17 protein-coding genes are annotated in these 22,792 nt (G+C 71.8%); 8 read left to right on the top strand and 9 right to left on the bottom strand.

Annotated elements, in window-relative coordinates; all coding sequences use genetic code 11:
- The first annotated feature begins 2 nt into the window (after window positions 1–2).
- Window positions 3–485, top strand: a complete 483-nt coding sequence (locus HQ603_RS06815; protein WP_167321852.1) for an OsmC family protein — start codon at window positions 3–5, stop codon at window positions 483–485.
- A gap of 76 nt (window positions 486–561) precedes the next feature.
- Window positions 562–969 carry an SRPBCC family protein gene (locus HQ603_RS06810; protein ID WP_261773488.1) on the top strand — a complete coding sequence of 136 codons (408 nt, stop codon included), beginning with the start codon at window positions 562–564 and terminating at the stop codon, window positions 967–969.
- On the opposite strand, the gene HQ603_RS06805 is transcribed toward HQ603_RS06810, so the two are convergent.
- Genes HQ603_RS06805 through HQ603_RS06795 form a run of 3 tightly spaced genes read right to left on the bottom strand, consistent with a single transcriptional unit; the run spans window position 970 to window position 4,938 of the window.
- Window positions 970–1,614 (bottom strand): DedA family protein, encoded by a 645-nt coding sequence (locus HQ603_RS06805; RefSeq protein ID WP_068360949.1) that lies wholly within the window; start codon window positions 1,612–1,614, stop codon window positions 970–972.
- A gap of 21 nt (window positions 1,615–1,635) precedes the next feature.
- Window positions 1,636–3,897 (bottom strand): ATP-binding cassette domain-containing protein, encoded by a 2,262-nt coding sequence (locus HQ603_RS06800; RefSeq protein WP_167321854.1) that lies wholly within the window; start codon window positions 3,895–3,897, stop codon window positions 1,636–1,638.
- Between the two features lie 21 nt (window positions 3,898–3,918).
- Window positions 3,919–4,938 carry a GTP pyrophosphokinase gene (locus tag HQ603_RS06795; RefSeq protein ID WP_222683796.1) on the bottom strand — a complete coding sequence of 340 codons (1,020 nt, stop codon included), beginning with the start codon at window positions 4,936–4,938 and terminating at the stop codon, window positions 3,919–3,921.
- A gap of 76 nt (window positions 4,939–5,014) precedes the next feature.
- Here HQ603_RS06795 and HQ603_RS06790 point away from each other — a divergent pair, with 76 nt between their 5' ends.
- The gene (locus HQ603_RS06790) at window positions 5,015–5,440 is read left to right on the top strand and encodes a hypothetical protein (RefSeq protein WP_222683795.1); all 426 of its coding nucleotides are present in this window, start codon (window positions 5,015–5,017) and stop codon (window positions 5,438–5,440) included.
- Between the two features lie 21 nt (window positions 5,441–5,461).
- Here the strand turns inward: HQ603_RS06790 and HQ603_RS06785 are convergent, their stop codons facing one another.
- From HQ603_RS06785 to HQ603_RS06770, 5 genes are all read right to left on the bottom strand, one after another.
- Window positions 5,462–6,832 carry a dicarboxylate/amino acid:cation symporter gene (locus HQ603_RS06785; protein WP_222683794.1) on the bottom strand — a complete coding sequence of 457 codons (1,371 nt, stop codon included), beginning with the start codon at window positions 6,830–6,832 and terminating at the stop codon, window positions 5,462–5,464.
- Window positions 6,833–6,919: 87 nt separating this feature from the next.
- Window positions 6,920–6,988, bottom strand: coding sequence for a putative leader peptide (locus HQ603_RS19200; RefSeq protein ID WP_371828508.1), 69 nt, complete (start codon window positions 6,986–6,988; stop codon window positions 6,920–6,922).
- A 10-nt stretch (window positions 6,989–6,998) separates the two neighbouring features.
- Window positions 6,999–8,003, bottom strand: coding sequence for an asparaginase (locus HQ603_RS06780; protein WP_222683793.1), 1,005 nt, complete (start codon window positions 8,001–8,003; stop codon window positions 6,999–7,001).
- Window positions 8,000–9,466, bottom strand: a complete 1,467-nt coding sequence (locus tag HQ603_RS06775) for an amino acid permease (RefSeq protein ID WP_222683792.1) — start codon at window positions 9,464–9,466, stop codon at window positions 8,000–8,002. Before HQ603_RS06775 ends, HQ603_RS06780 begins: the two co-directional genes overlap by 4 nt.
- Before the next feature lie 50 nt (window positions 9,467–9,516).
- Window positions 9,517–10,914 (bottom strand): aspartate ammonia-lyase, encoded by a 1,398-nt coding sequence (locus tag HQ603_RS06770; RefSeq protein WP_222683791.1) that lies wholly within the window; start codon window positions 10,912–10,914, stop codon window positions 9,517–9,519.
- Between the two features lie 241 nt (window positions 10,915–11,155).
- Here HQ603_RS06770 and recC point away from each other — a divergent pair, with 241 nt between their 5' ends.
- The 5 genes from recC (at window position 11,156) to HQ603_RS06745 (ending at window position 22,327) form a co-directional block, all read left to right on the top strand.
- Window positions 11,156–14,449: an exodeoxyribonuclease V subunit gamma gene (recC, locus tag HQ603_RS06765; protein ID WP_222683790.1), complete on the top strand. Its 3,294-nt coding sequence runs from the start codon at window positions 11,156–11,158 to the stop codon at window positions 14,447–14,449.
- Between the two features lie 20 nt (window positions 14,450–14,469).
- The gene (locus tag HQ603_RS06760) at window positions 14,470–17,787 is read left to right on the top strand and encodes a UvrD-helicase domain-containing protein (protein WP_308126392.1); all 3,318 of its coding nucleotides are present in this window, start codon (window positions 14,470–14,472) and stop codon (window positions 17,785–17,787) included.
- On the top strand, window positions 17,784–19,664 hold the full coding sequence (gene recD, locus HQ603_RS06755; protein ID WP_222683788.1) for an exodeoxyribonuclease V subunit alpha: 1,881 nt from the start codon (window positions 17,784–17,786) through the stop codon (window positions 19,662–19,664). Before HQ603_RS06760 ends, recD begins: the two co-directional genes overlap by 4 nt.
- Window positions 19,665–19,790: 126 nt before the next feature.
- Complete coding sequence (locus tag HQ603_RS06750) at window positions 19,791–21,278, top strand: hypothetical protein (RefSeq protein WP_222683787.1); 1,488 nt, start codon at window positions 19,791–19,793, stop codon at window positions 21,276–21,278.
- Entirely contained in the window at window positions 21,275–22,327 is a 1,053-nt protein-coding gene (locus HQ603_RS06745; RefSeq protein ID WP_222683786.1) for a hypothetical protein, read from the top strand. The genes HQ603_RS06750 and HQ603_RS06745 overlap by 4 nt, the downstream gene beginning before the upstream one ends.
- 39 nt (window positions 22,328–22,366) lie before the next feature.
- Here the strand turns inward: HQ603_RS06745 and HQ603_RS06740 are convergent, their stop codons facing one another.
- Window positions 22,367–22,753 (bottom strand): hypothetical protein, encoded by a 387-nt coding sequence (locus tag HQ603_RS06740; protein ID WP_261773487.1) that lies wholly within the window; start codon window positions 22,751–22,753, stop codon window positions 22,367–22,369.
- Window positions 22,754–22,792 lie beyond the last annotated feature (39 nt).

Raw genomic sequence — 22,792 nt, 5'->3', positions numbered from 1 at the left:
GCATGACTTCTGCGAAGACCTCCGTGAAGACCTCCGTCGTCCCCTTCGTCGTCGACGCCCGCGGTACCGGCGTCGCCCAGCACCTGTCGGTGCAGGGCACGGCCGGCCACGAGTTCGACGCCGACGCGTACCCCGCCTTCGGCGGCCGGGACGCCGCGCCGAGCCCGCTGTTCTACGCGCTGGGCGCGCTCACGTCCTGCAACCAGGTGACGGCCAGCCTCGTGGCCAAGGACCTGGGTATCACGCTCGGCGAATTCACCTTCCGCGTGCAGGGCGATCTGGACACCGGCGTTCTCGTGGCGGGGGAGGACGGTAACGCGAACTTCGACCGCGTCACCGTCGAGGCGACCGTGCAGACCGACGCTTCCGGCGAGGCGTTCGACCACTTCGTGGCCGAGGTCGAGCGACGCTGCCCGGTCTCGCAGCTGTTCGTTCGCAGCGGCCTCGAGTTCGTCAATCGTTGGGAGCGTGCGGACCTGACCTGACCCCGACGGTGCCGGTTCCGATTCTTCGCGCGGGCGCACCCGAGATCAGCCACCATGGGTGGTGACCTGCGAGAGGATGGCGACCGTGCAGGACGACATGGAGAGCAGGCATCTGTCGGTGGTGATCGCGGCCCCGGCGCGCGAGGTCTACGACTACGCCCGACGCCCGGAGAACCTCACGGCATGGGCGGCGGGCCTCGCGTCGGGGGTCACCCGCGACGGCGACGATCTCCTGACCGAGTCGCCGATGGGAACGGTGCGGGTCCGGTTCGCGGCCGAGAACGATCTCGGCGTGCTGGACCACACCGTCACCCTGCCCGACGGCACCGAGGTGCTGAATCCGCTGCGCGTCGTCCCGCATCCGGACGGTGCGGAGGTGCTGTTCACCGTGCGTCGGCTCGGCATGACCGACGCCGAGTTCGACCGGGACTGCGTGGCGGTCCAGCGTGACCTCGAGACCCTGAAGGGGCTGCTGCAGAGGTGATCAGGCGGCGGACCGGGCCCGCACCTTCTTGGTCACGAACCAGCCGATCAGTGCCACGACCAGGCCGATGACGACGTACTGGAAGACCGAGGCGTAGTTCTCCACGTAATGCCAGTTCTCGCCCAGGTAGTACCCGGCGAGCACGAAGATCGAGTTCCACAGCAGGCTGCCGGCGGTGGTGTAGAGCAGGAACTGCCAGAAGGGCATGCGGGAGACGCCGGCCGGGACGGAGATGCCGGACCGCACCATCGGGATCATGCGGCCGAAGAAGACGGCCGACCGGCCGTGGCGGGCGAACCAGTCCTCCGCCTTCGCCAGATCCTCGGTGTCGACGAGGGGCATCCGGTCCACGATCGCGTAGAGGCGGTCCCGGCCAAGCTTCACGCCCAGCCAGTAGAGGACGGCCGCGCCCACCACCGAACCGAGCGTCGTCCAGAACAGCGCGCTGAACAACGAGAAGCCGCCCTGCGACGCCGTGAACCCGGCCAGCGGAAGGATGATCTCGCTCGGAATCGGGGGGAAGAAGTTCTCCACGGCGACGGCGAGGCCGGCGCCGGGGCCGCCGATGGCCTCCATCAGCCCGACGGCCCACCCGGCGAATCCACCCAGTTCTGTACTCGCGGCAGCGGTGACGGTGTCGCTCATGCCTGGTACTTTACCGACGGTTTACTCTCCGAGCCGCCGCGCGAGATGCCGACCGGTGTGGCCCGAGTCTCGAAGGAGGTCCGCCGGAGTGCCGGTGAACACCACCCGGCCGCCGTCGTGACCGCCGTCCGGGCCGAGATCGATCACCCAGTCCGACGCCGCGACGACGGCGAGATCGTGCTCGATCACCACCACCGATCGGCCCTCGTCGACCATGCCCGACAGCAGCGCCACCAGGTTGTTCACGTCCGAGGGGTGAAGACCGGTGGTGGGCTCGTCGAGCACCAGCAGCGCCGCCGTACCGGTGAGCTCGGTGGCCAGCTTCAGTCGTTGGCGCTCCCCGCCGGAGAGCGAGGTGAGGTTCTGGCCCAGCGTGAGGTAACCGAGACCGACATCACGGCACCGCCCCAGCACGGCGCGAATCTTCGGCGCCGTGAAGAACTCGAATGCGGCGTCGACGGACATCTCGAAGACGTCCGCGATGGACACGCCGTCCACCGTGTACTTGATCGCTCCCGAGCGGAACCGGCGTCCCTGACACGTCTCGCAGGTGCTGGTGACCGGGTCGGTGAAGCCCAGCTCGGTGAAGATGGTGCCGGTGCCCTGGCAGTCCGGGCAGGCCCCGTCGGAATTGGGAGAGAAGAGCGCCGCCGGGCGGCCGGTGCGTTTGGCGAAGTGCGCCCGGATCGGATCCAGCAGGCCGGTGTACGTCGCGGGCGACGATCGCCGCGACCCGCGGATGGGGGACTGGTCGATCATCACGGCGTCGGGGCGGACGGCCGGCAGATGGTGGTGGATCAGGCTGGACTTGCCGGACCCGGCGACCCCGGTGACGGCGACGAGCACGCCGAGTGGCACGTCGACGGTGACGCTGCGCAGGTTGTGGGTGCGGGCGTTCTCGAGGCGAATCGATCCGGTGGGCGTCCGCGGACGACGAGGTGCGGTGGCCACCTCTCGCAGTGCACGCCCGGTACGCGTGTCCGCGGTGCTCAGCTCCTGCGGCGTGCCGACGAAGACGACGGTGCCGCCGTCCGCCCCCGCCCCGGGGCCGATCTCGACGATGCGATCGGCGACGGCCATCACCTCGGGATCGTGCTCGACCACCAGGACCGTGTTGCCCTTGTCGCGCAGGGCCAGCAGCATCGCGTTCAACCGGTGGACGTCGCGGGCGTGCAGACCGGTGGTGGGCTCGTCGAAGACGTAGAGCATGTCGTTGAGCGTCGACCCGAGGTGGCGCACCATCTTGATGCGCTGCGCCTCGCCGCCGGACAACGACGACGTCGCGCGGTCGAGGCTCAGGTACCCCAGGCCGAGATCGCCCAGGCGACGCAGCTGGGTGACCACCTCCCGCCGCGGTGCGTCGAGAACGCCGAGAGACCAGCCGTCCATGACGTCCGCGAGATCGGAGACCTGCATCGCGAACGCCTCGGGGATCGACAGACCCTCGAGGCGTGCGCCGTGAACCGTCGGGTTGTACCGAGAGCCGCGGCAGGCGGGACAGACGCCGCGGGTGACGATGCGCTCGTAGGCCTCCTTGGCCTTGCCCTTCAGCGTGGCCGCGTCCTTGGTCAGGTAGCTGCGACGGAACTTCGAGAGCAGTCCCTCGTAGGTGGTGAACACGCCGTCGGTGTTCGGCATGGCCACCTCGCCGGGGGCGGCGTCGAGAAAGATGTGCCGCTCCCGCGCCGAGTACTGCTCGAGCGGAACGTCGAGATCGAACAGGCCCGAGTCCGCGTACAGCCGGTAGGGCCATTTGCCCGGCTGGAAGTCGGGATGACGAATGGGTCCTTCGCGCAACGACTTCGAGAAGTCGACCAACTCGTCGACGTCGATCACCTTGGCCTCGCCGAGTCCCTCGCAGTCCGGGCACATGCCGGCCGGATCGTTGAACGAGAACGCGTTGGCGTGGCCGATCGACGGACGGACCCCGCGGGCGTAGAGCATGCGCAGCCAGTCCCCGATGTCGGTGATGGTGCCGACGGTCGATCGGGGCGAGCCGAACAGACGCTTCTGGTCGACGATCACGACGGCCGACAGGTTCGCGATCAGGTCGGCGTCCGGACGCCCGTACGAGGGCAGGAAGGTCTGCGCGAACGCGCTGAACGTCGCATTGATCTGCCGCTGCGCCTCGGCGGCGATGGTGTCGAACACCAGCGAGGACTTGCCGGATCCGGACACGCCGGCGAACACCACCAACTCGCCCTTGGGAAGATCGAGATCGATCCCCTTCAGGTTGTTCTCGCGGGCGCCGCGGACGGTGATGGTCGAGAGGGCATCGGTCACGCAGGCCCTTCTACCAGAATCTCACTCCTGATGCGCCTGCAGTTTCGTGAGCCGGTACCGCAGCTTGCCGAGCCGGTCCCGTTCGGTGGTCAGCGTTGCCGTGCGGACGATGTGCGCCTCCCCGAACCGATCGAGCAACAGGTCGTCCACGAGGCGAACGTGGCCGGGCCGATGCTGATAGTCCATGGCCCCCACCACGAACGGCACGCGCGACGGATCGAGAGCGTCCTCGAGTTCTGCACCCGTGGTGATGCCGTTCGCGGTGACGAGGGTGAGCAACCACTCGTAGTGGGTGGGCCGGCTGGAGGCGTATTCGGGCAGCAGATCGGTGACGATGCTACGCAGCTTCTCCGCCGTCAGTTCCAGGTCCATGCCGCGCGCGGCGTCGGCTGCGCGCAGTTCGGCGATCTTCTCCTTGTGGTGACGGTCCGCGAGCTCGAACTGTTGATCGGCGAGTTCGATCAATCCGGCCGCCAGGGTGAACGCGCGGTCGATCACCGGGGAGCCCTGGGTGCGGGAGTTCTTGAACCGGATGTCGTGCTCGATCTCGGCCCACGCGTGCTGCAGCACCGTGCGGATCTGCACCTCGAACCCGAGACCGACGACGTCCCCGCAGCCGGGCGGCACTCGGTCACCACCCGGCGTGAGGATCAGATGCTTGCCGGCGTAGCCGAACACGCCCGTCTCCTGGGCGAGCGACGACTTGTCGATGGTCTTGAGCAACTCGAACCGCGACGACAACGCCTCCGCCACCCGCTCGATGTCGGAGGTGAGGTACGTGATGACCCGTACGCCCACGAGGTCCGTCACCTCGGTCAACGGATCGGTGAATTCCAACGAGCCGTCGGGCTTCAACCGCGCGAACTTGCCGGCCGCGGATTCGACCGATTTGGTGCGGGCTTCCACCGCGTCCACATCGAGGCCCGCGTCGGCGACGATCGACTCCACCGCCGTGGCCAGGGCGACCGTCGCCCGCACGAACCAGTCGTAGCGATCGCGGTAGGTACCGACGGGGTCGATCATGGTCGGCTCCTTCTGCATGGTCGCCGATTGTGCCGTATCACCCGACCTCGCCGGTCGGACGCGCCCGGACCGCGCATCTGGTGAACTGGGCGGCATGACCCTCCCCGTGGACACGGCCGTGCTGGTGCTCGTCTCGGGCCTGATCCTGCTGTGGGCGTTGGTGCTCGGGGTCTGGAAATTCCGCGGCATGGCGACCTCGCCGACCGGGCAGGCGCACCCCTACGTCGACATCGCCCACCGCGCGGCGTTGCTCTACTCCTTCGCCACGATGGTGCTCGCCGCGTTGGTGCATTTCGGGGCGTGGTCGACGGCGGTCAACCTGATCGCGTCGGGCGCCGTGGTGTTCTTCTTCGTCGCAGCCATCGTGAGCTACGTCGTCCACGGCGCCCGACGCGACACCGACAACCAGTTCGTGAACCCGGTGCGGGGAACGCACGCGTTCATGGTCGCGCTGGCCGGGGTGGAGATCGTCGGCCTCGCTGTGTTGATCGCCGGGTTCGTGCGGGCGCAGTTCTTCTAGCGCGCCCGAACGTCGTCGGGCCTAGCGCGCCAGTGCGACGTCCTCGGCGTCGTCGCTGAACGGATCGCCGTCACGCGGCGCGTCGTACCGCTCCCGGTTCAGAATGCCTTCGCGCTTGGCAACGATGGTGGGCACGAGTGCCTGGCCGGTCACGTTGACCGCGGTGCGGCCCATGTCGACGATCGGCTCGACGGCGAGGAGCAGGCCGACACCGGCCAGCGGGAGGCCGAGAGTGGACAGCGTCAGCGTGAGCATGACCGTCGCGCCGGTGGTGCCGGCGGTCGCGGCGGATCCCACGACGGAGACGACGACGATGAGCAGGTAGTCGGTCAGCGTCAGGTCGATGCCGTAGAACTGCGCGACGAAGATCGCGGCGATGGCCGGGTAGATCGCGGCGCAGCCGTCCATCTTGGTGGTGGCGCCGAGCGGCACCGCGAACGACGCGTACTCCCGCGGCACACCGAGGTTGCGCTCGGTGACGCGCTGGGTGAGCGGCAGGGTGCCGATCGAGGAGCGCGAGACGAACCCGAGCTGCGTGGCCGGCCAGACACCCGAGTAGAAGCTGCGGACCGACAAGCCGTGCGCGCGCACGATGATCGGGTAGATCACGAAGAACACGATCGCGAGGCCGACGTAGATCGACACGGTGAACACGCCGAGCGAGCCGATCGCGTCCCAGCCGTAGGTGGCGACGGCGTTGCCGATGAGGGCGGCGGTGCCGATGGGGGCCAGGCGGATGATCCACCACAGCACCTTCTGCACGATCGCGAGCAGCGAGGCGTTGAACGTGAGGAACGGCTCGGCGGCCTTGCCGACCTTCAGGGCGGCGATGCCGATGGCCGCGGCGACGACGAGCAGCTGCAGGATGTTGAAGTTCAGGCTGGTCGACAGGGCGCCCTCGGCCTGCGTGGTCTTGGCGCCGAGAGCGAGGAAGTTGTTCGGCACCAGGCCGGTGAGGAACGACCACCAGGAGCCGGAGGTGGCGGGGGCTTTCTCCAACGCGGCGTCGACGCCGGTGCGGGACCCCGGCTGCGCGACGAGGCCGATGACGATGCCGACGATCACGGCGACGAACGCCGTGATGGCGAACCACAGCAGTGTCTGGCCGGCCAGGCGCGCGGCGTTGGTGACGGCGCGCAGGTTGGCGATGGAGCTGACGATGGCGGTGAAGACGAGCGGAACCACGGCGACGGTGAGGAGCTTGACGTAGCTCGAGCCGATGGTGGACAGGGTTTCGACGAGCCAGTTGGGATTGCCGTCGGCGGCGTCGAGCATGGAGCGGGCGACGAGCCCGAGGACGACGCCGAGGATCAGGCCGGCGACGATCTGGGGTCCGAACGACGTGGCCCACTGGGGCAGCCGACGGGTGGGGGCAGCGCTGGGCGCGGACATGGGTGTGCCTTCTGGTGTGAGGTGCTGGGAGTGACGACGCGGAGCGGGGTCACCGACAGATTGCGGCGTCGGTGACGCGGAGCGGGGTCACCGACAGATTGCACTCGCCTGGCGGCGCAGGTCGACGTGTCGACGCGAGGTCAGCAGAAGTGGCACGGATGCGATGCTACGCGCGGATGCGGACCGAGGTCCGCGGGGGGACCGTCGCCACCGACGACGCGGTGTCCATCACCGCGGCGAAGCGCGCGGGCACGTCGTACGGCGACTCGGCCACCAACGCGCACAACGTGATTCGCGCCTGGGCGGGACTCGCGGTACCGGCGGACAGGGCTCCCGCGGCCACCAGATCGGCACCGCCCCCGCCGCCGCCGTAGGTGGTGACGACGCCGCCCGACGGGACGCGGGTGGACAGCACCACCGCGACACCGGCGTCGACGGCGCGGCGCACCGCGGCGACGACGTCGACGTTGGCGTTGCCGGCGCCCATCGCCTCGAGCACGATGCCCGCGGCCCCGTGGTCGCACGCGGCGTCGATCATCACGCCGTCGACTCCGGGGTGGAGCGCGACGATGTCCACGCGGACCGCCTCGATCGGGTGGCGGGACACCGTCGGTCGGGGGTGGGGGACGTCGGCGTCGAGTCCGGTGTAGGCGTCGAGATCGGTCGTGTGGGCCTTGCGCACTCCGCGGGCCCGCAGGACGCGCGGGCCGAAGGCGACGAGCACACCCTGGTCGCGGCGTTCCGGGTCGGCCGCGACCGCCACGGCGAGTTCGGCGTTGTGCGGGCCGTCGCCGTCCGGATGGTCGGCGGTGCGCTGGGCGCCGGTGAAGACGACGGGGCGGGGATCGTCGTGCACGAGGTCGACCAGCATGGCCGTCTCCTCGAGCGTGTCCGTGCCGTGCAGGACGACGACGCCGACGACATCCGACCGCAGGTGCTGCGCGACGGCGGCCGAGACGGTGTCGAGATCGGCGTTCGACATCGCGGCGGAGTCGACGCGGAGAACGTCGACGACCGTGACGTGCACGCCGAGGCGGGCGCCGATGGCGTCGAGATCCACGGCGACCTTGCCGGGGGTGCTCACTCCGTCGGATCCGACCCGGCTCGCGATGGTCCCGCCGGTGGTCAGGACGACCACCGACGGGACGGACGCGAGTGGCGATCCGGTCATCGAGCGACCGCGCCGCCGCGGCCGTCGGCACGCTCGCGGGCGAGCCGCTCGATACGCGGCTTGGCCACGCGCCATCCGACGGCGAGGGCGGGAACGATGAGCAGCAGCGAGGCCAGGGTGTACGTGCCGACCGGGTAGTCGAAGCCCATGAGGACGACGACGACGGCGAGGAAGACGAGCGTGGCGATGCCCGTGTAGGGGGCGCCGAAGAGGCGGAACGACGGTCGCGTCAGGATGCCCTCCTTGGACAGGTGCCACAGCTTGAGCTGGCAGAGCACGATCATGGCCCACGCGCTGACGATGCCGAGAGCGGCGAGGTTGAGCACGATCTCGAACGCCTGCTCCGGGACCACCGCGTTGAGGGCGACGCCGAGGAGCGTCACGACGGACGTCAGCAGGATCCCACCGTAGGGGACGCCCGATTTGGTCATGCGCATGGCGAACTGCGGGGCGCTGCCGGCGGCGGCCATGGAGCGCAGGATGCGGCCGGTGGAGTAGAGGCCGGCGTTGAGCGACGACAGCGCGGCGGTGAGCACGATGAGGTTCATCGCGGTGTCGGCGCCCTCGACGCCGATGGAGCCGAAGAAGGTCACGAAGGGGCTCTCGCCGGCGCGGTAGGCGGTGTACGGGAGGAGCAGGGCGAGCAGGGTGACCGAGCCGATGTAGAACACCGCGATGCGGACGATGACGGTGTTGATGGCCTTGGGGATCACCTTCTCCGGGTTCGGCGTCTCGCCCGCGGCGGTGCCGACCAGTTCGATGGAGGCGTAGGCGAACACGACGCCCTGGATGATGACCACGGCGGGCAGCAGACCGTTGGGGATGAGACCGCCGTTGTCGGCGATCATCGACAGGCCCTGCTCCTGGTTCGGTGTGCCGGCGATCAGCAGGTAGAGGCCGACGACGAGGAACGCGGCCAGCGCGAGCACCTTGATCAGTGCGAACCAGAACTCCAGCTCACCGAAGACCTTGACCGACACCAGGTTCAGCGACAGCACGACCACCAGCGCGATCAGCGCCCAGACCCACTGGGGGACGGCGGCGATCGGCGCGGAGTACTTGCCGAAGAACTCCATGTAGAGGGCGACGGCGGTCACGTCGACCACCGCGGTCATCGACCAGTTGAGCCAGTAGAGCCAGCCGGTGACGAAGGCCGCCTTCTCGCCGAAGAACTCGCGGGCGTAGGAGACGAACGAGCCGGACGTGGGACGGTGCAGGACCAGTTCGCCCAGCGCCCGCAGGATGAGGAAGGCGAAGAAGCCGCAGATGGCGTAGGAGAACACCAGGGCCGGTCCGGCTCCGGCGAGGCGCCCGCCGGCGCCCATGAACAGGCCGGTGCCGATGGCGCCGCCGATGGCGATCATCTGGACCTGCCGGGTCTTCAGGCCCTTGTGGTAGCCCTGGTTCTCGACCTCGTGGAGCGCGGCGTCGGCGCCCCGATGGTCGGTGGTGGGAGTGGTCATGGTGCGTCCTCGGTGGGTGCGGGGGAGCTCGGGTGAGTGGGGGGAGCCGTTCAGCTCTGCAGGTTGGCCAGGTGCTCCGGGCGGAGCAGTTGTTCGAGGCGATCCGCGGTGAGGAGGCCCCGTTCGAGCACGAGTTCGGCGACACCGCGGTCGGTGTCGAGGGCTTCCTTGGCGATCTCGGTGGCGGCCTGGTAGCCGATGTGCGGGTTGAGCGCGGTGACCAGGCCGATCGAGTGCTCCACGTCCGAGCGCAGATGCGCCGCGTGGGCGGTGATGCCGACGACGCATCGGTCGGCGAGAGTACGGCAGGCGGCGCCGAGATGCGTCATGCCGGAGGTGAGCGATTCCATGATGATGGGTTCGAAGGCGTTGAGCTGGAGCTGTCCGGCCTCCGCGGCCATGGTCACCGTGACGTCCTGACCGATCACCTGGAAGGCGACCTGGTTCAGCACCTCCGGGATCACCGGGTTGACCTTGCCGGGCATGATCGACGAGCCGGCCTGGACCGCGGGGAGATCGATCTCGCCGAAGCCGGCGCGCGGGCCGGAGGACAACAGCCGGAGGTCGTTGCACACCTTCGACAGCTTCACCGCGCAGCGCTTGAGCACGCCCGACAGGTGCACGAACTGGCCGACGTCCTGCGTGGCCTCGAACAGGTCGGTGGCGCTGACGAGCGGCAGTCCCGTGACCTCGCGCAGATGGCGCACGGCGGCCTCGCGGTAGCCCGGCGCGGCGTTCAAACCGGTGCCGATGGCGGTGGCGCCGAGGTTGATCTCGTGTACCAGCAGCGACGCCTCCTCGAGCCGCGCGCGGTCCTCCTCGATCATGACGGCGAAGGTGCCGAACTCCTGTCCGAGCGTCATCGGCACGGCGTCCTGCAGCTGCGTGCGGCCCATCTTGACGACGGTGCGGAACTCCTCGGCCTTCGCGCGGAACGTCTTCTGCAGGTGGTGCATCGACTCCGACAGCACGCCCACGGCCATGATGGTCGCGATGTTGCACGCGGTGGGGTAGACGTCGTTGGTCGACTGTCCGAGGTTCACGTGCTCGTTGGGGTGCAGGTAGCGGTACTCGCCGGGGCGGTGGCCCAGCAGGGTCAGGGCGCGGTTGGCGATCACCTCGTTGGCGTTCATGTTGGTCGAGGTGCCGGCGCCGCCCTGGATGACGTCGACGACGAACTGGTCGTGCCACTGCCCGTCGAGGATCTCGCGGCAGGCGGTGAGGATCGCGTCCGCGCGCTCGGCATCGAGCAGGCCGAGGTCGCGGTTCGCCGCGGCGGCCGCGTACTTGACGGCGGCGAGGGCGCGGATCAGGGCGGGGTTGCTCGAGATGGGCCGACCGGTGATCGGGAAGTTCTCGGTGGCGCGCAGGGTGTGGATGCCCCAGAGCACGTCGGCGGGCACCTCGCGGTCTCCCAGCAGGTCGTGCTCGGTTCGGGTGGCGGCCACGTCGGTTCTCCTCGGGTCGGGGGGTGATCGCGTCGAGTTCGATCGGATGTCAGGCTGTCTGACAGGTTGAGTGTGGCGCACCACACAGGCGATGTCAACGGTCGACTGCGCCACCGTGGAAACGGGTCGGTTCGGTCCGCCGTGTCGGGGGCTCGGGTTACCGTCGCGGACATCGGCCCGAGACGGGCCGGTCGGTGCGGCCCCCTCGGGTCGCTCGCGACACGTCCGACGGGAGATCCGCGTGCTCGAGATCCACCGCGCCGAGCGGGCCGACACCCTGGCCGACGCCCTCGCGCAGGTGCTGCGCACGCCGCTCGCGGATCCGTTCACCACCGAGGTCGTCGCCGTTCCGGCCAAGGGCGTCGAACGCTGGCTGCACCAACGCCTCTCCGGGGTGCTGGGCGTCGGCTCGGAGGGGTCCGGCGACGGTGTCGCCGCCGGTATCGAGTTCCCCTCGCCGAGTCGGCTGGTGGACGACGTCGTGTCCACCGTCGGCGGGATCGACCCCGCCGAGGATCCCTGGTCCGCCGACCGATCGACCTGGTCGGTTCTGCGCGCGATCGACGACTGCACCGCCGAGCCGTGGTGCGCGGTCCTCGCCGCGAGCATCGGCGCCGCCGCCGACCCCGACGATCACCGCCGCGGACGTCGGTGGTCGGTGGCCGCGCACGTCGCGGGGCTGCTGCGGACCTACGCCGCGCAGCGTCCCGCCATGCTGCGCGACTGGGCGGCGGGCGTGGACACCGACGGCGCCGGCGGCGCGCTGCCCGACGATCTGCGATGGCAGGCCGAGATCTTCCGCCGGGTGCGGTCGGACCTCGGGGCGCATCCCGCGGAACGACTGCAGGCGGTCTGCGAGCAGGTGCGCCGAGACCCGTCGCTCGTCACGCTGCCCGAGCGACTGTCGGTCTTCGGCCCGACCCGCCTGACCACCACCCAGCGCGAGCTCCTGCACGCGCTCGCGGGGCATCGCACGGTTCACCTCTGGCTCCCGCATCCGTCGCCCGCACTGTGGGACGCGGCGTCGTCGATCGTGCCCGGGTCACGCCGTCGGGACGCACCGGCCGCGGCGGCCGGCGGTCACCCGTTGCTCGTCGGCCTCGCCCGTGACGTGCGGGAACTGCGTCCGCTCGTCGCGCCTCTGGCCGATCGCGACCACTACCTGCCGAGCGTCGACGAGGCGGGCGCCGACACCGTGTTGCGGCGGCTGCAGCGCGACCTGGTCGCCGATCGCGCGCCGACCCCCGCGGGGGCCGCACTCCCGGACGGCAGCGTCGAGGTGCACGCGTGTCACGGTCCGGCCCGTCAGGTCGACGTCCTGCGGGACGTGTTGCTGCGTGCGTTCCAGGACGATCCGACGCTGGAGCCACGGGACGTGCTGATCATGTGTCCCGACGTCGAGTCGTTCGCGCCGCTCGTCCGGGCGGCGTTCGGCGGTGCGGTGGTCGCGGGGCGAGCCTCGGAGCATCCGGCACACTCGCTGCGTGTCCGGCTGGCCGATCGGGGGCTGCGACGGACCAACCCGGTCCTCGAGGTGGTCGCGACCATGATCGAGCTGGGCACCGCGCGGGTCACGGCCGGCCAGATGCTCGACGTCGCGGCGTTGTCGGCGGTGCGGGCGCGGTTCCGGTTCACCGACGACGATCTCGAACGTGTGCGGGACTGGGTCCGGGAGTCCGGCGCCCGCTGGGGCATCGACAGCGTGCAACGCTCGGCCTTCGGCCTGCGCGATTTCGAGCAGAACACCTTCACGGCCGCGCTCGACCGGCTGTTGCTGGGGGCCGCCGCCGACGAGTCGACCGGTGAGTGGCTGGGTCTCGCACTGCCGGTCGACGACGTCGACGGCGGGGACATCGAGTTGGTCGGCCGGTTCGCGGAACTGGTCGACCGGGTGTCGAAGGTGCTGCACGGCCTGCGTGGGGCGCGGCCCGCCGACCAGTGGCGCGACCACCTCCTGCTGACCACGGACCTGCTGTGCGACGTTCGTCCGGTCGACGAGTGGATCCGAGCGGACGCTCGCCGCGAGCTGGCCGCCGCGTTCGACGGCGCGGGAACGGTTCCGCTCCGGTCCGCGGACGTGCGGGCGCTGCTCGGTGCCCGGCTGGCCGGGCGACCGACACGATCGAACTTCCGCACCGGTGAGTTGACCGTCTGCACCATGGTGCCGATGCGGTCCGTACCCCACCGTGTGGTGGTGCTCCTCGGCCTGGACGACGACGTCTTCCCCCGCGCGGGCCACGTCGACGGCGACGACGTGCTCGCGCGCGATCCGCTCGTCGGCGAACGCGACGTGCGCAGCGAGGACCGACAGTTGCTGTTGGACGCGGTCATGGCGGCCACCGACCGACTGCTGCTGTTCCACACCGGAGCGAACCCGATCACGGGGGTCGTCGAGCCGCCCGCCATTCCGCTCGCCGACGTGATCGACGCGGTCACGGCGACGGCCGGGCGGTCGCCGGTGATCCGGCACCCCCTGCAGCCGTTCGACCCCGCGTCGTTCGCGGCGGCGGCGCCGCGCAGTTTCGATCCCGCCGCGCTCGACGGTGCGCGGGCCCTGCAGCGACCGTCCGCACCCGCCCCGCCGTTCCTGAGTGGAGCGTTGGCGCCGACCCCGGTCGAGGACGTCGACCTCACCGAGCTCCTCGCGTTCGTCCGCAACCCGATCGGGGCCTTTCTCCGGCAGCGGCTCCAGGTGCGGGCGGACATCACCGAGGACGAGATCGAGGACGCCTTGTCGGTCCGCCTGCCACCGCTCGCCAAGTGGGCGCTGGGGGACCGCATGCTCGCGCAGATGCTGGCGGGCGTCGACGCCGGCCGCATCCGTGCGGCGGAATGGCGACGAGGGTCGCTTCCGCCGCACCACCAGGGAGCCCGGGAACTCCAGGGCATCGAGTACGTGGTGGGGGAGCTGTTCCGCGCCGCGGCTCCGGTGCACGTGGGGGCGCCGGAGACCGTGGACGTCCTGGTCGATCTCGGCGACGGGCGACGGCTGACGGGCAGTGTTCCCGGCATCCACGGCACCACCGTCGCGCGCGCCCGCTACTCCACGCTGAGCGCCGCGCACCGCCTCGAGGCGTGGCTGTACCTGGTGGTCCTCACCGCCCACGATCCGTCGCCCGGGTGGACGGCCGTCACGACCGGCCGCACCGAGAACCGAGCGACTCGCCAGGTCCTCCGGCCACCGGACAGCGCCGCGGACGTGCTCCGGAACCTGGTCGACCTGCGTGACCGCGGCCTGCGCGAGCCGCTGCCGCTCACCACCAGGGCCGGCGGCCTCTATGCCGACCGGGTGACCAGAGGGGTGCGCGAGGACGCGGCGCTGGCCGCGGCCGAGCGGGAGTTCGGTGGCTTCGGCGACGGGTCCGACGCCGCCGTGCGACTGGTCCACGGGCCGGCGGTGACCTTCGCGGACATCACCGCCGACACCCCGCGGGACGACGAGCGCGTCTGGTCGGACGACAGCACGCGGTTCGGGGTGCTGGCCCGTCGCTTGTGGGCCCCACTGCTGGCCGTCGAGACCCTGGAGGTGCCGTGACCGACGGTGCAGGAGCAGCCGTGAGTTCGTTCGACCTGACCGGACCCCTGCCCCGGGGCACGACGGTGCTCGAGGCCAGTGCGGGAACGGGAAAGACCTACGCGATCGTCGGACTCGCGGCGCGGTACGTCGCGGAGGGCATTGCCGACATCGCCGACATCCTCCTCGTCACCTTCAGCAAGGCGGCCACGAGGGAACTCCGCGAGCGCACCCGTGCGCGGTTCACCGAACTCGCCGCCGCGCTGCGTGATCCGGCGGCCGCGCGGGACTCCGACGACGAGCTGACGGTCCACCTCGCGGGGGTGCCCGACCCGGACGTCGCGGCGCGGCGGGGCCGACTGCTGCGGGCGTTGTCCGAGTTCGACGCGGGCACCATCGCGACCACCCACAGCTTCTGCCAACGCATGCTGGACGGGCTCGGCATCGCCGGCGAGCCGGAGCCGGGGTCGACGTTCGTCGAATCCGTGGACGACATCGTCGTCGACGTCGTGGACGACCTCTATCTGCAGCGGTACAGCAGGCTCGCCTCCGAGCCGCCGGTGACGCCGCAGGACGCGCGGACCGTCGGTCGGGCGGCGGTGTCCGATCGGCGTGCCGTGCTCGGTCCGGACGTTCCGGAGGGGACCGAGGCGGGGGACCGTGTGGCGTTCGCGCGGGACGTCCGCGTCGAGACGGAGCGACGCAAGCGACTGGCCGGCATTCGCGACTACGACGACCTCCTCGGTCTGCTGCACGACGTCCTGACCCATCCCGACCACGGTGCGGCGGCGTGCCGGCGCATCCGCGACCGGTTCCGCGTGGTGTTGGTCGACGAGTTCCAGGACACCGACCCCCTGCAGTGGGAGATCCTGCGGCGTACGTTCCACGGCCACGGCGGAGTCCTGGTACTGGTGGGCGACCCCAAGCAGGCCATCTACGCCTTCCGCGGGGCGGAGGTGACCAGCTACCTCGACGCCGTCGCGGTGGCCGACCACCGCCTGGCGTTGACGACGAACCGGCGCAGCGACGAGGCCGTGGTGCGCTCGCTCGCCCACCTGTACGAGGGCGCCGCCCTCGGTGCCGACCAGATCGTGGTGACGAGTGTGTCGGCGTCCCACCGGAGCCGTCGGCTGACGGGACCGGCGGGAACGACGGATCCGATGCGTCTGCGGGTGCTCCCGAGAACCGGGTGCGGGCCGCTCAACAAGTCGGGGTTCCCCTCGGCGCCGCGTATCCGGCAGCGCATCGCGACGGACGTGGCGGACCAGATCGTCGCGCTGCTGACCAGCGGCGCCGCGGTCGACGGCACTCCCGTGGGGCCGGGCGACGTGGCCGTCCTGGTACGGACGAAGGTGCAGGCGGAACTGGTGCGCACGGCGCTCGACGACGCGGCGGTGCCGTCCGTGCTGACGGGCGGGGCCGACGTGTTCTCGACGCCCGCGGCCGCGGAGTGGCTCCGGGTGCTCGAAGCCGTGGAGCAACCGCACCGGGCCGACGTGGTGCGCCGGGCGGCGCTGACGCCGCTGCTGGGGTGGACGGCCGATCGTCTCGACGCGGCGGGGGACGCCGCCACTTCCGAGCTCAGTGCCCGCTTCCGTGAGTTGGCCGGGGTGGTCGAGCGGGTCGGCTTCGCGGCCATGGTCGAGGTGCTCACGGGCGCGACCGACCTGCAGGCCCGCCTGCTGGCCCGCGATCGCGGTGAGCGCGACGCCACCGATCTGACCCACGTCGCTCAGCTGCTCGACCGCGAGTTCCAGGAAGCCGGACACGGTGTCGCGTCGCTGTGCCGGTGGTTGGCCGATCGGGTGGCCGACCCGTCGCTCGGGTCGGCGTCGGACCGCAGTCGCCGCCTCGACAGCGACGCCGATGCGGTGCAGGTGGCCACGGTGCACTCGGCGAAGGGCCTCGAGTACCCCGTGGTCTTCGTGCCGTTCGCGTGGGCCGCGAGCGGGGGATTCGATCAGCCGACCCTGCTGTATCACGAGGACGGCCGCCGCATCCTCGACGTCGGCGGCCCCACCGCCCGGGGATACGCCGCGCGGCGTGTGCTGCACGACGACGAGGCGGCGGGGGAGGAACTCCGCCTTCTGTACGTCGCGCTCACCCGCGCCCGCAGCCAGGTCGTGGTGTGGTGGGCGCCCTCGTACACCACCAAGAACGGCCCGCTGCATCGTCTGCTGTTCGGTCGGGTCGACGGGGTGCCGGCTCCGGAGCGGTCGATTCGGCTGCCGGCGGACGAGGCCGCGCTGTCGGCTCTCGTCGCGCGGGCCGGTGACAGCACGACCGTCGAGGCCGTGGGCGCTCCGACGGGTGCACGCCTGACTCGACGGGGCGCCGCGGGTAGCCCCGCGCCCCTCGCTGCCGCGGTGTTCGACCGCCGACTCGATCACGCCTGGCATCGCACCTCGTACACGGCACTGACCGCCGGCGCGCACGACGATCACGGCGCGGACGCCGAGGACGCGGTCGACGAGTCGGAGGTTCCCGGCGTCGTCGACGAGCCGGAGAGCGTGCTCGTCGCCGGCGGCGAGCGCGTGGCCCCGGCCGAGGCCGCCCTGGCGTCGCCGATGAACGGATTGCCGGCGGGCGCGGCGTTCGGCACGTTGGTGCACGACGTCCTCGAGTTCGTCGACACCGCCGCACCCGACCTCGATGCCGAGCTCGACGCTCGCTGTCGGGACGCGGTGACGCGGTACGGGGCCGACCTCGATCCGGCCCATCTCGCCCACGCGCTCGGCGCGGTGCTCCGGACTCCGCTCGGCTTCGGGACGCTGGCCGACGTCGCCCCCGCGGACAGGCTGTCGGAGCTCGACTTCGAGCTTCCGCTCGCCGGCGGGGACCGGGCGGGACGCCGCTGTGCCTCGGTCCACGACATCGCCGAATTGCTGGACCGTCACGTGCCGACCCACGACGTCCTGGGCGCGTACTCGACTCGACTCCGTCGCCTGGACGACCGCGAGTTGCGCGGGTACCTCACCGGCAGTATCGATTCCGTGATCCGGGTGCGTGGGGGACAGGGCGGAGGCGAGCCGCGGTTCGTCGTCGTCGACTACAAGACCAATCGCATCGTGGCGGGCGACCTCACCGTCGATCACTTCACCACCGATGCCATGGCGGGAGAGATGATCGCGGCGCACTATCCGCTCCAGGCGCTGCTGTATTCGGTGGCGCTGCATCGGTTCCTGCGCTGGCGGCTGCCCGGATACCGGCCCGAGGTGCATCTGGGCGGAGTGCAGTACCACTTCGTCCGGGGGATGGCCGGGCCCCGCACCCCACCGGGTCGGGGCGTGTTCGCCTGGCAGCCCTCGCCCGCTCTGGTGACGGACCTGTCGGATCTCGTGGCGGGAGGGGTGGGATGACCGACCACGATCGGTACCCGGTGTCGGTCGCGCAACGCGGCAAGGGTCTGCTCCGCGCCTTCGACGAGGCGGGGGTGCTCACGGCCGCGGACGTCCACGTCGCCCTCCGGCTGGGCAAGCTCGGCGGCGAGGACGACCAGGTCGCCCTGTTCGCGGTGGCGCTCGCCGTCCGGGCCGTCCGCGCCGGCTCGGTGTGTCTCGACATGACGCGAATGCGGGACGTCACGGCGGACGAGGACGTCGACCTCGACGCACTGCCCTGGCCGGACGACGCCGCCGTGCTGGACGCCGTTCGACGCAGTCCGCTGGTGCTCGGGAGCGAGGCCGGACCGCTGCGCCCCATCCTGCTGATCGACACCGCCGACGGCCCCCTGCTCTACCTTCAGCGCTACTACCTGCAGGAACGCATCATCCGCGACGTTCTCGCCGAGCGGGCGCGCAGTGCGCCCGAGGTAGACGTCGAGGCGGTGTCCGCCGCGCTCGACCGGTACTTCCCGGGCAGCGCGCCGCCCGACCGGCAACGACTCGCCGCGGCCGTGGCCGCCACCGCGTGGACCACGGTGATCGCCGGCGGTCCCGGCACCGGCAAGACGCACACCGTGGCGCGCATCCTCGCGCTGCTGCAGTCGATGCACGGGCCCCGGCTCCGGATCGGTCTCGCCGCACCGACCGGTAAGGCCGCCGCGCGGCTGCGGGAATCGGTCGAGGACCAGAGCGACGAACTGGGGTTGCAGAACGTCCCCGGTGCCATGACGGTGCACCGCCTGCTGGGGTGGCGGCCGGGCCGCAGCCGGTTCCGACACGACGCGCACAACCGCCTGCCTTACGACGTCGTCGTGGTCGACGAGACGTCGATGGTGTCCTCGACGATGATGAGCCGACTGCTCGCGGCGATGCGCAGCGATGCCCGCCTGATTCTGGTGGGCGACCCCGACCAGCTCACGTCGGTCGACGCCGGTGCCGTGCTCGCCGACCTGGTGGCGCGGCCGGTGACCGGTCCGATACCGGACGCGGTGGCGCGCCTGGCCGGGCGGGACCTCGCCGACGACTTCCCGGGGGACGGACCGGAACGGGCGCTCGGCACCCGCGAGCGCGACCGGCTGGCCGCGGGCATCGTGCGGCTCAGTCGCGGCCGGCGTTTCGGTGGCGCCATCGCCGACCTCGCCGTGGCGGTGCGCGACGGGGACGCCGACGCCGCGATCGACCTGTTGCGCGCCGGGCCGCCGGGGATCGAGTTCCACCCCGACGCGGCGACGGACGCCGTCGATAGGGACGTGGTGGCCACGGCGCGGGCGGTCTTCACCGCCGCCGATGCAGGGGACGCCGCCGGGGCATTGGCGGCCCTCGAGCAGCACCGCATTCTGTGCGCGCATCGCGAGGGCCCGCACGGGGTCCGACAGTGGTCGGCTCGCGCGGCCGAGCGCATCGGAGCGGACCGCGGATCGTTCCTCGACGAGGAGTCCTGGTACGTCGGACGCCCGTTGCTGGTCACCGTGAACGACCACGACAACCGGGTCTACAACGGCGATACCGGGGTGGTGGTGAGCGACGGGGCCGGTGGTGTACTGGCCGCCTTCGCCCGCGGCGAGAGCCCGCTCACCGTGCACCCGAGTCGCCTGTCGGGTGTCGTGAGCGTGCACGCCATGACCATCCACCGATCACAGGGCAGTCAGTACGACACCGTCTCGGTGGTGCTTCCGGACGACACGTCGTCGTTGCTCACCCGCGAACTGCTCTACACGGCGGTGACCCGGGCGAAGACGGTGGTTCGCGTGCTCGGGTCGGAGGACGCCGTCCGCAGCGGGGTCGGGCGTCGGGTCCTGCGCGCCAGCGGGCTTCGCCGCGAGGTGGGGACTCCCGTGGGGCACGGCTCCTAGCGGCCGCGGGCCGCGCGCGACGCCCGGCGGGTGTCGTGCGTGTGCGCTATATTCACCGGCGTTCGCAGTCGGGGGGACTGCACTGATGCCGCGAACGGCGGCGGGGGGCGGTTGATGAGGTCGTCGGTGGTCGCGGGGCTCGGTTCCGCGGGTCGCAGCGGGCGCGGTGACGGCGCCTCGACGCGCAGTGCCCGCGGCGATCGCGCCGACCGCGGCGTCGAGCGCGTGCTCGCAGGACCGCTGCCACTGCGTCAGCGCGTGGTGATCGTCGACCCGGGCCACGCCCCCGACGCGGCGTGCCGCGCCCACGCCTCCGACGCGGCGCGCAGCGTCGCCGACCCCGACGCGGCGTGCCGCGTCGCGGTCGGCCTCGCGGACGCGATCGCGCGGCACCGGCCGGGCAGTGTCGTTCTCTGGCATCCCGCCGACGACGTGTCTGCCACTCTCGCGCTGGGTTCGGATGGCTTCGCCGTGGTGGCTCCGGACGGCTCCGCTGTGGTCGCGCCCTCGCGCGAGGTCCTCCGCCCCCGACGCTCGGGTGTCGACGAGGTGGTGGCGGGGCGGGCGGCGCGCCCGCTCACCAGCGCCGACGTCGCGGCGGCGGCCGCGACGCTGTCCGCGATTCGCCAGACCGTGGTCGTCCGGGCGTGCCCGGACGAGCCGTGGTTCGGTGTCCTCGCGGACGACGCGGATGCGGTGGTGGTTCCGGTCCTCGACGAGGACGCGGTGTCCCGTGCGATCGCGCTGACGGCCGTCGTCGCCGCCCGGCGGATCACGGTGATCCGGCCCACGGGGTCGGCCGACCGCTCCACCGACGTGCGTCGCCGTCTCGGCGAAGCCGGCATCGGCACCGTCCTCGACGTCGGCCGTGGTGCCACGACTGACGACACCGCCGAGCGCTCGGCCGACGACACCGCCGAGCGCTCGGACGACGTCGCCGCCGAGTGGTCCCGCGCCGCGTCCGTGATACTGCGACCGCGACCGACTGCCGGGACCGACGCGCCGGTGGACCCCGCCACGTCCTTCGAGGACACCACGGCCACCCTGCGGGCGCGGTCGACCGGCGACCGGCGACGGGTCGGCCGCGACGAGCATCGGCGCCGACCGGTCGGGGTCACGGCCGCGGCGGCCATCGTCGCCCTGGTGGTGGGCCTCGGTGCCGCCGTCGCGGTATCCACGGCACGCGGGGACGGGCCGCCCGTCTCGGCCCGGACGGATGCGGCGAGCGCGACGTCGGGTGTCGAGTCGCTCGACGGTCCGGGAGTCATCGCCCGCTTCGACGACCTCTACTACCGCGACCGGGACGCCGCGGCCGCCGCGGCGTTGTGGGAGCTGCCCGCGGGGGTCGACCGGGCGAGCATGGTCGCCGACCTCGAGGCGTCCATCGACGCCGTGGAACGCGGCACCACCCACCGGCTCGACCTGCGCCCGACCGTGACGCCGGACGTCTACGACGCCCTGCTCACCCTCACCACGCCGGACGGTCGACGGTTCGACTACGACCAGCAGTTCACCGTCCGCCGCGGCGCCGACGGGTACACGATCGTCCGCAAGATCGAGTGCAGCGCACCGTGTTCCGCGACCACCGACACCACCGGGGAGACAGGAAGATGACCATGACGTCGCTGCGCGGAGCCCGATGGCCGCGACTGACCCGAGGCGTGATGCCGGTGCTCGCCGCCGCCGGACTGGTGACCGGCGGCGTGCTGGCCACGGCGGTCGCGGCACCGAGCTCGGCCGTGGCCGCCCCGTCGTCCTCCGACGAGGAGGATCCGTCCACGGCCGACCGCGACGCGATGTCGCTGTCGGAGCAGAAGGCGGACGACGAGCGGCGCTCGCACATGACCTTCCAGGAACGGGTCAGCGAGGACATCGCACGAGACCGAGCCGCGGACGATCGCGCCGAGGAGGAGCGGCGCGAGGACGAGGCGCGGGTGGAGCGGGACGCACTCGCCGACGCCGTCGCGGCCGACGCGGAAGCGGACCCGGGGGCGCCCGCGCCGTGGGTTCTGCCGCTGCCACCTCTCCCGACTCTGCCGTTCGCCGTGCCGGGCCTGACCCCGCCGCCACCGCCCGCAGCGCCGGTGCCCGACCCGGCCGTCACCGAGGCGCCTGCACCCCCGGCCGTCGATACGCCCGTCGACCCGGCGGCCGAGCAGTCCTGGTCGACCGGCACCGAGCTGCCGGCGCCCCCCGAGCTGCCGGCGCCCGCTCCACCCACGGAGTCCCCGGATCCTGCCGCGTCGGCCGGGCCCGGCGTGCCCGGCGCGCCCGGCGACGCACCCGCCCCCGAACCGCAGCGCGCTCCGGCGCCCGGCCCGGCACCGCTGCCGGCCACTCCGCAGGTCCAGTCGGCGCCGACGGCGCCGAGCGGCGGGACCGGACCGCACGGCGGCGGTGCGCCCGGCCCCGATCCCGACACCGGAGGGCCCGATCCCGACCGGTCCGATCCCGGAACGCCCGACGACACTCACGACGGTCGCGATCTCGACGGCCCCGACGGGCCCGACCGCTCCGCCGGCAACGGTCACGCCGATCGTCACAGCGGTCGTCACGGGGGCGACGCGTCGGAGACGTCGTCGTGGGCCAATCCGGCACCCCCGGACACCGGGGACAGCGGCCGTCCCGGCGACACGGGGTGGATCAACCCGTCGCCCCGCTGACCGCCGCGCCGGGCGCGAATCCGAACAGCGCGGCCGGTGTCAGCCCGCGACGCGTGACGACGCCGCGCACAGCGCACCCCAGCCGAGAGCGACGCCGACGGCCTTGGCCCGCGTCGTCGCGTCGGGAGCGGCGAGCGCGAACAACGCCGCGTCGCCGACGTCCGAGGCGACCCGAACGCCGATCGCGGTGCGCAACGGACCGCCCCGCCGTGCGACCACCATCGCCGCGCCGCTTGCGATGTCCCGCAGCGCGATGCCCCGGACCGCCGTGGCGACGGACGGGGAGACGAACCCGGAGTCGGAGGTGAGACCGGCCGGGACGGCCAGGGTGCGCGGGGACGCGAGGACCACGGCGCTGTACGCCACGGTGAGGGCGCCGAGCACGCGCGGTGCACGGGTCAACAGGGAGGACGTCGTCGTTGCCATACGCGCCTGATACCCCGTTTCGGCGCCGAGGCCACCTGC

Origin of the sequence: Rhodococcoides corynebacterioides (assembly GCF_019834675.1) — a bacterium.
GTDB lineage: Bacteria > Actinomycetota > Actinomycetes > Mycobacteriales > Mycobacteriaceae > Rhodococcoides > Rhodococcoides corynebacterioides_A.
This window is presented reverse-complemented; position numbering and strand designations above follow the sequence as displayed.

What these genes read in the sequence shown, in the direction of transcription:
- HQ603_RS06780 (WP_222683793.1), bottom strand. Translation starts at nt 8,003, where the DNA reads ATGACCGGATCGCCACTCGCGTCCGTCCCGTCGGTGGTCGTCCTGACC.
- HQ603_RS06790 (WP_222683795.1), top strand. Translation starts at nt 5,015, where the DNA reads ATGACCCTCCCCGTGGACACGGCCGTGCTGGTGCTCGTCTCGGGCCTG.
- HQ603_RS06815 (WP_167321852.1), top strand. Translation starts at nt 3, where the DNA reads ATGACTTCTGCGAAGACCTCCGTGAAGACCTCCGTCGTCCCCTTCGTC.
- recD (WP_222683788.1), top strand. Translation starts at nt 17,784, where the DNA reads ATGACCGACCACGATCGGTACCCGGTGTCGGTCGCGCAACGCGGCAAG.
- HQ603_RS06805 (WP_068360949.1), bottom strand. Translation starts at nt 1,614, where the DNA reads ATGAGCGACACCGTCACCGCTGCCGCGAGTACAGAACTGGGTGGATTC.
- HQ603_RS06745 (WP_222683786.1), top strand. Translation starts at nt 21,275, where the DNA reads ATGACCATGACGTCGCTGCGCGGAGCCCGATGGCCGCGACTGACCCGA.
- HQ603_RS06740 (WP_261773487.1), bottom strand. Translation starts at nt 22,753, where the DNA reads ATGGCAACGACGACGTCCTCCCTGTTGACCCGTGCACCGCGCGTGCTC.
- HQ603_RS06775 (WP_222683792.1), bottom strand. Translation starts at nt 9,466, where the DNA reads ATGACCACTCCCACCACCGACCATCGGGGCGCCGACGCCGCGCTCCAC.
- HQ603_RS06795 (WP_222683796.1), bottom strand. Translation starts at nt 4,938, where the DNA reads ATGCAGAAGGAGCCGACCATGATCGACCCCGTCGGTACCTACCGCGAT.
- HQ603_RS06785 (WP_222683794.1), bottom strand. Translation starts at nt 6,832, where the DNA reads ATGTCCGCGCCCAGCGCTGCCCCCACCCGTCGGCTGCCCCAGTGGGCC.
- HQ603_RS06810 (WP_261773488.1), top strand. Translation starts at nt 562, where the DNA reads ATGGCGACCGTGCAGGACGACATGGAGAGCAGGCATCTGTCGGTGGTG.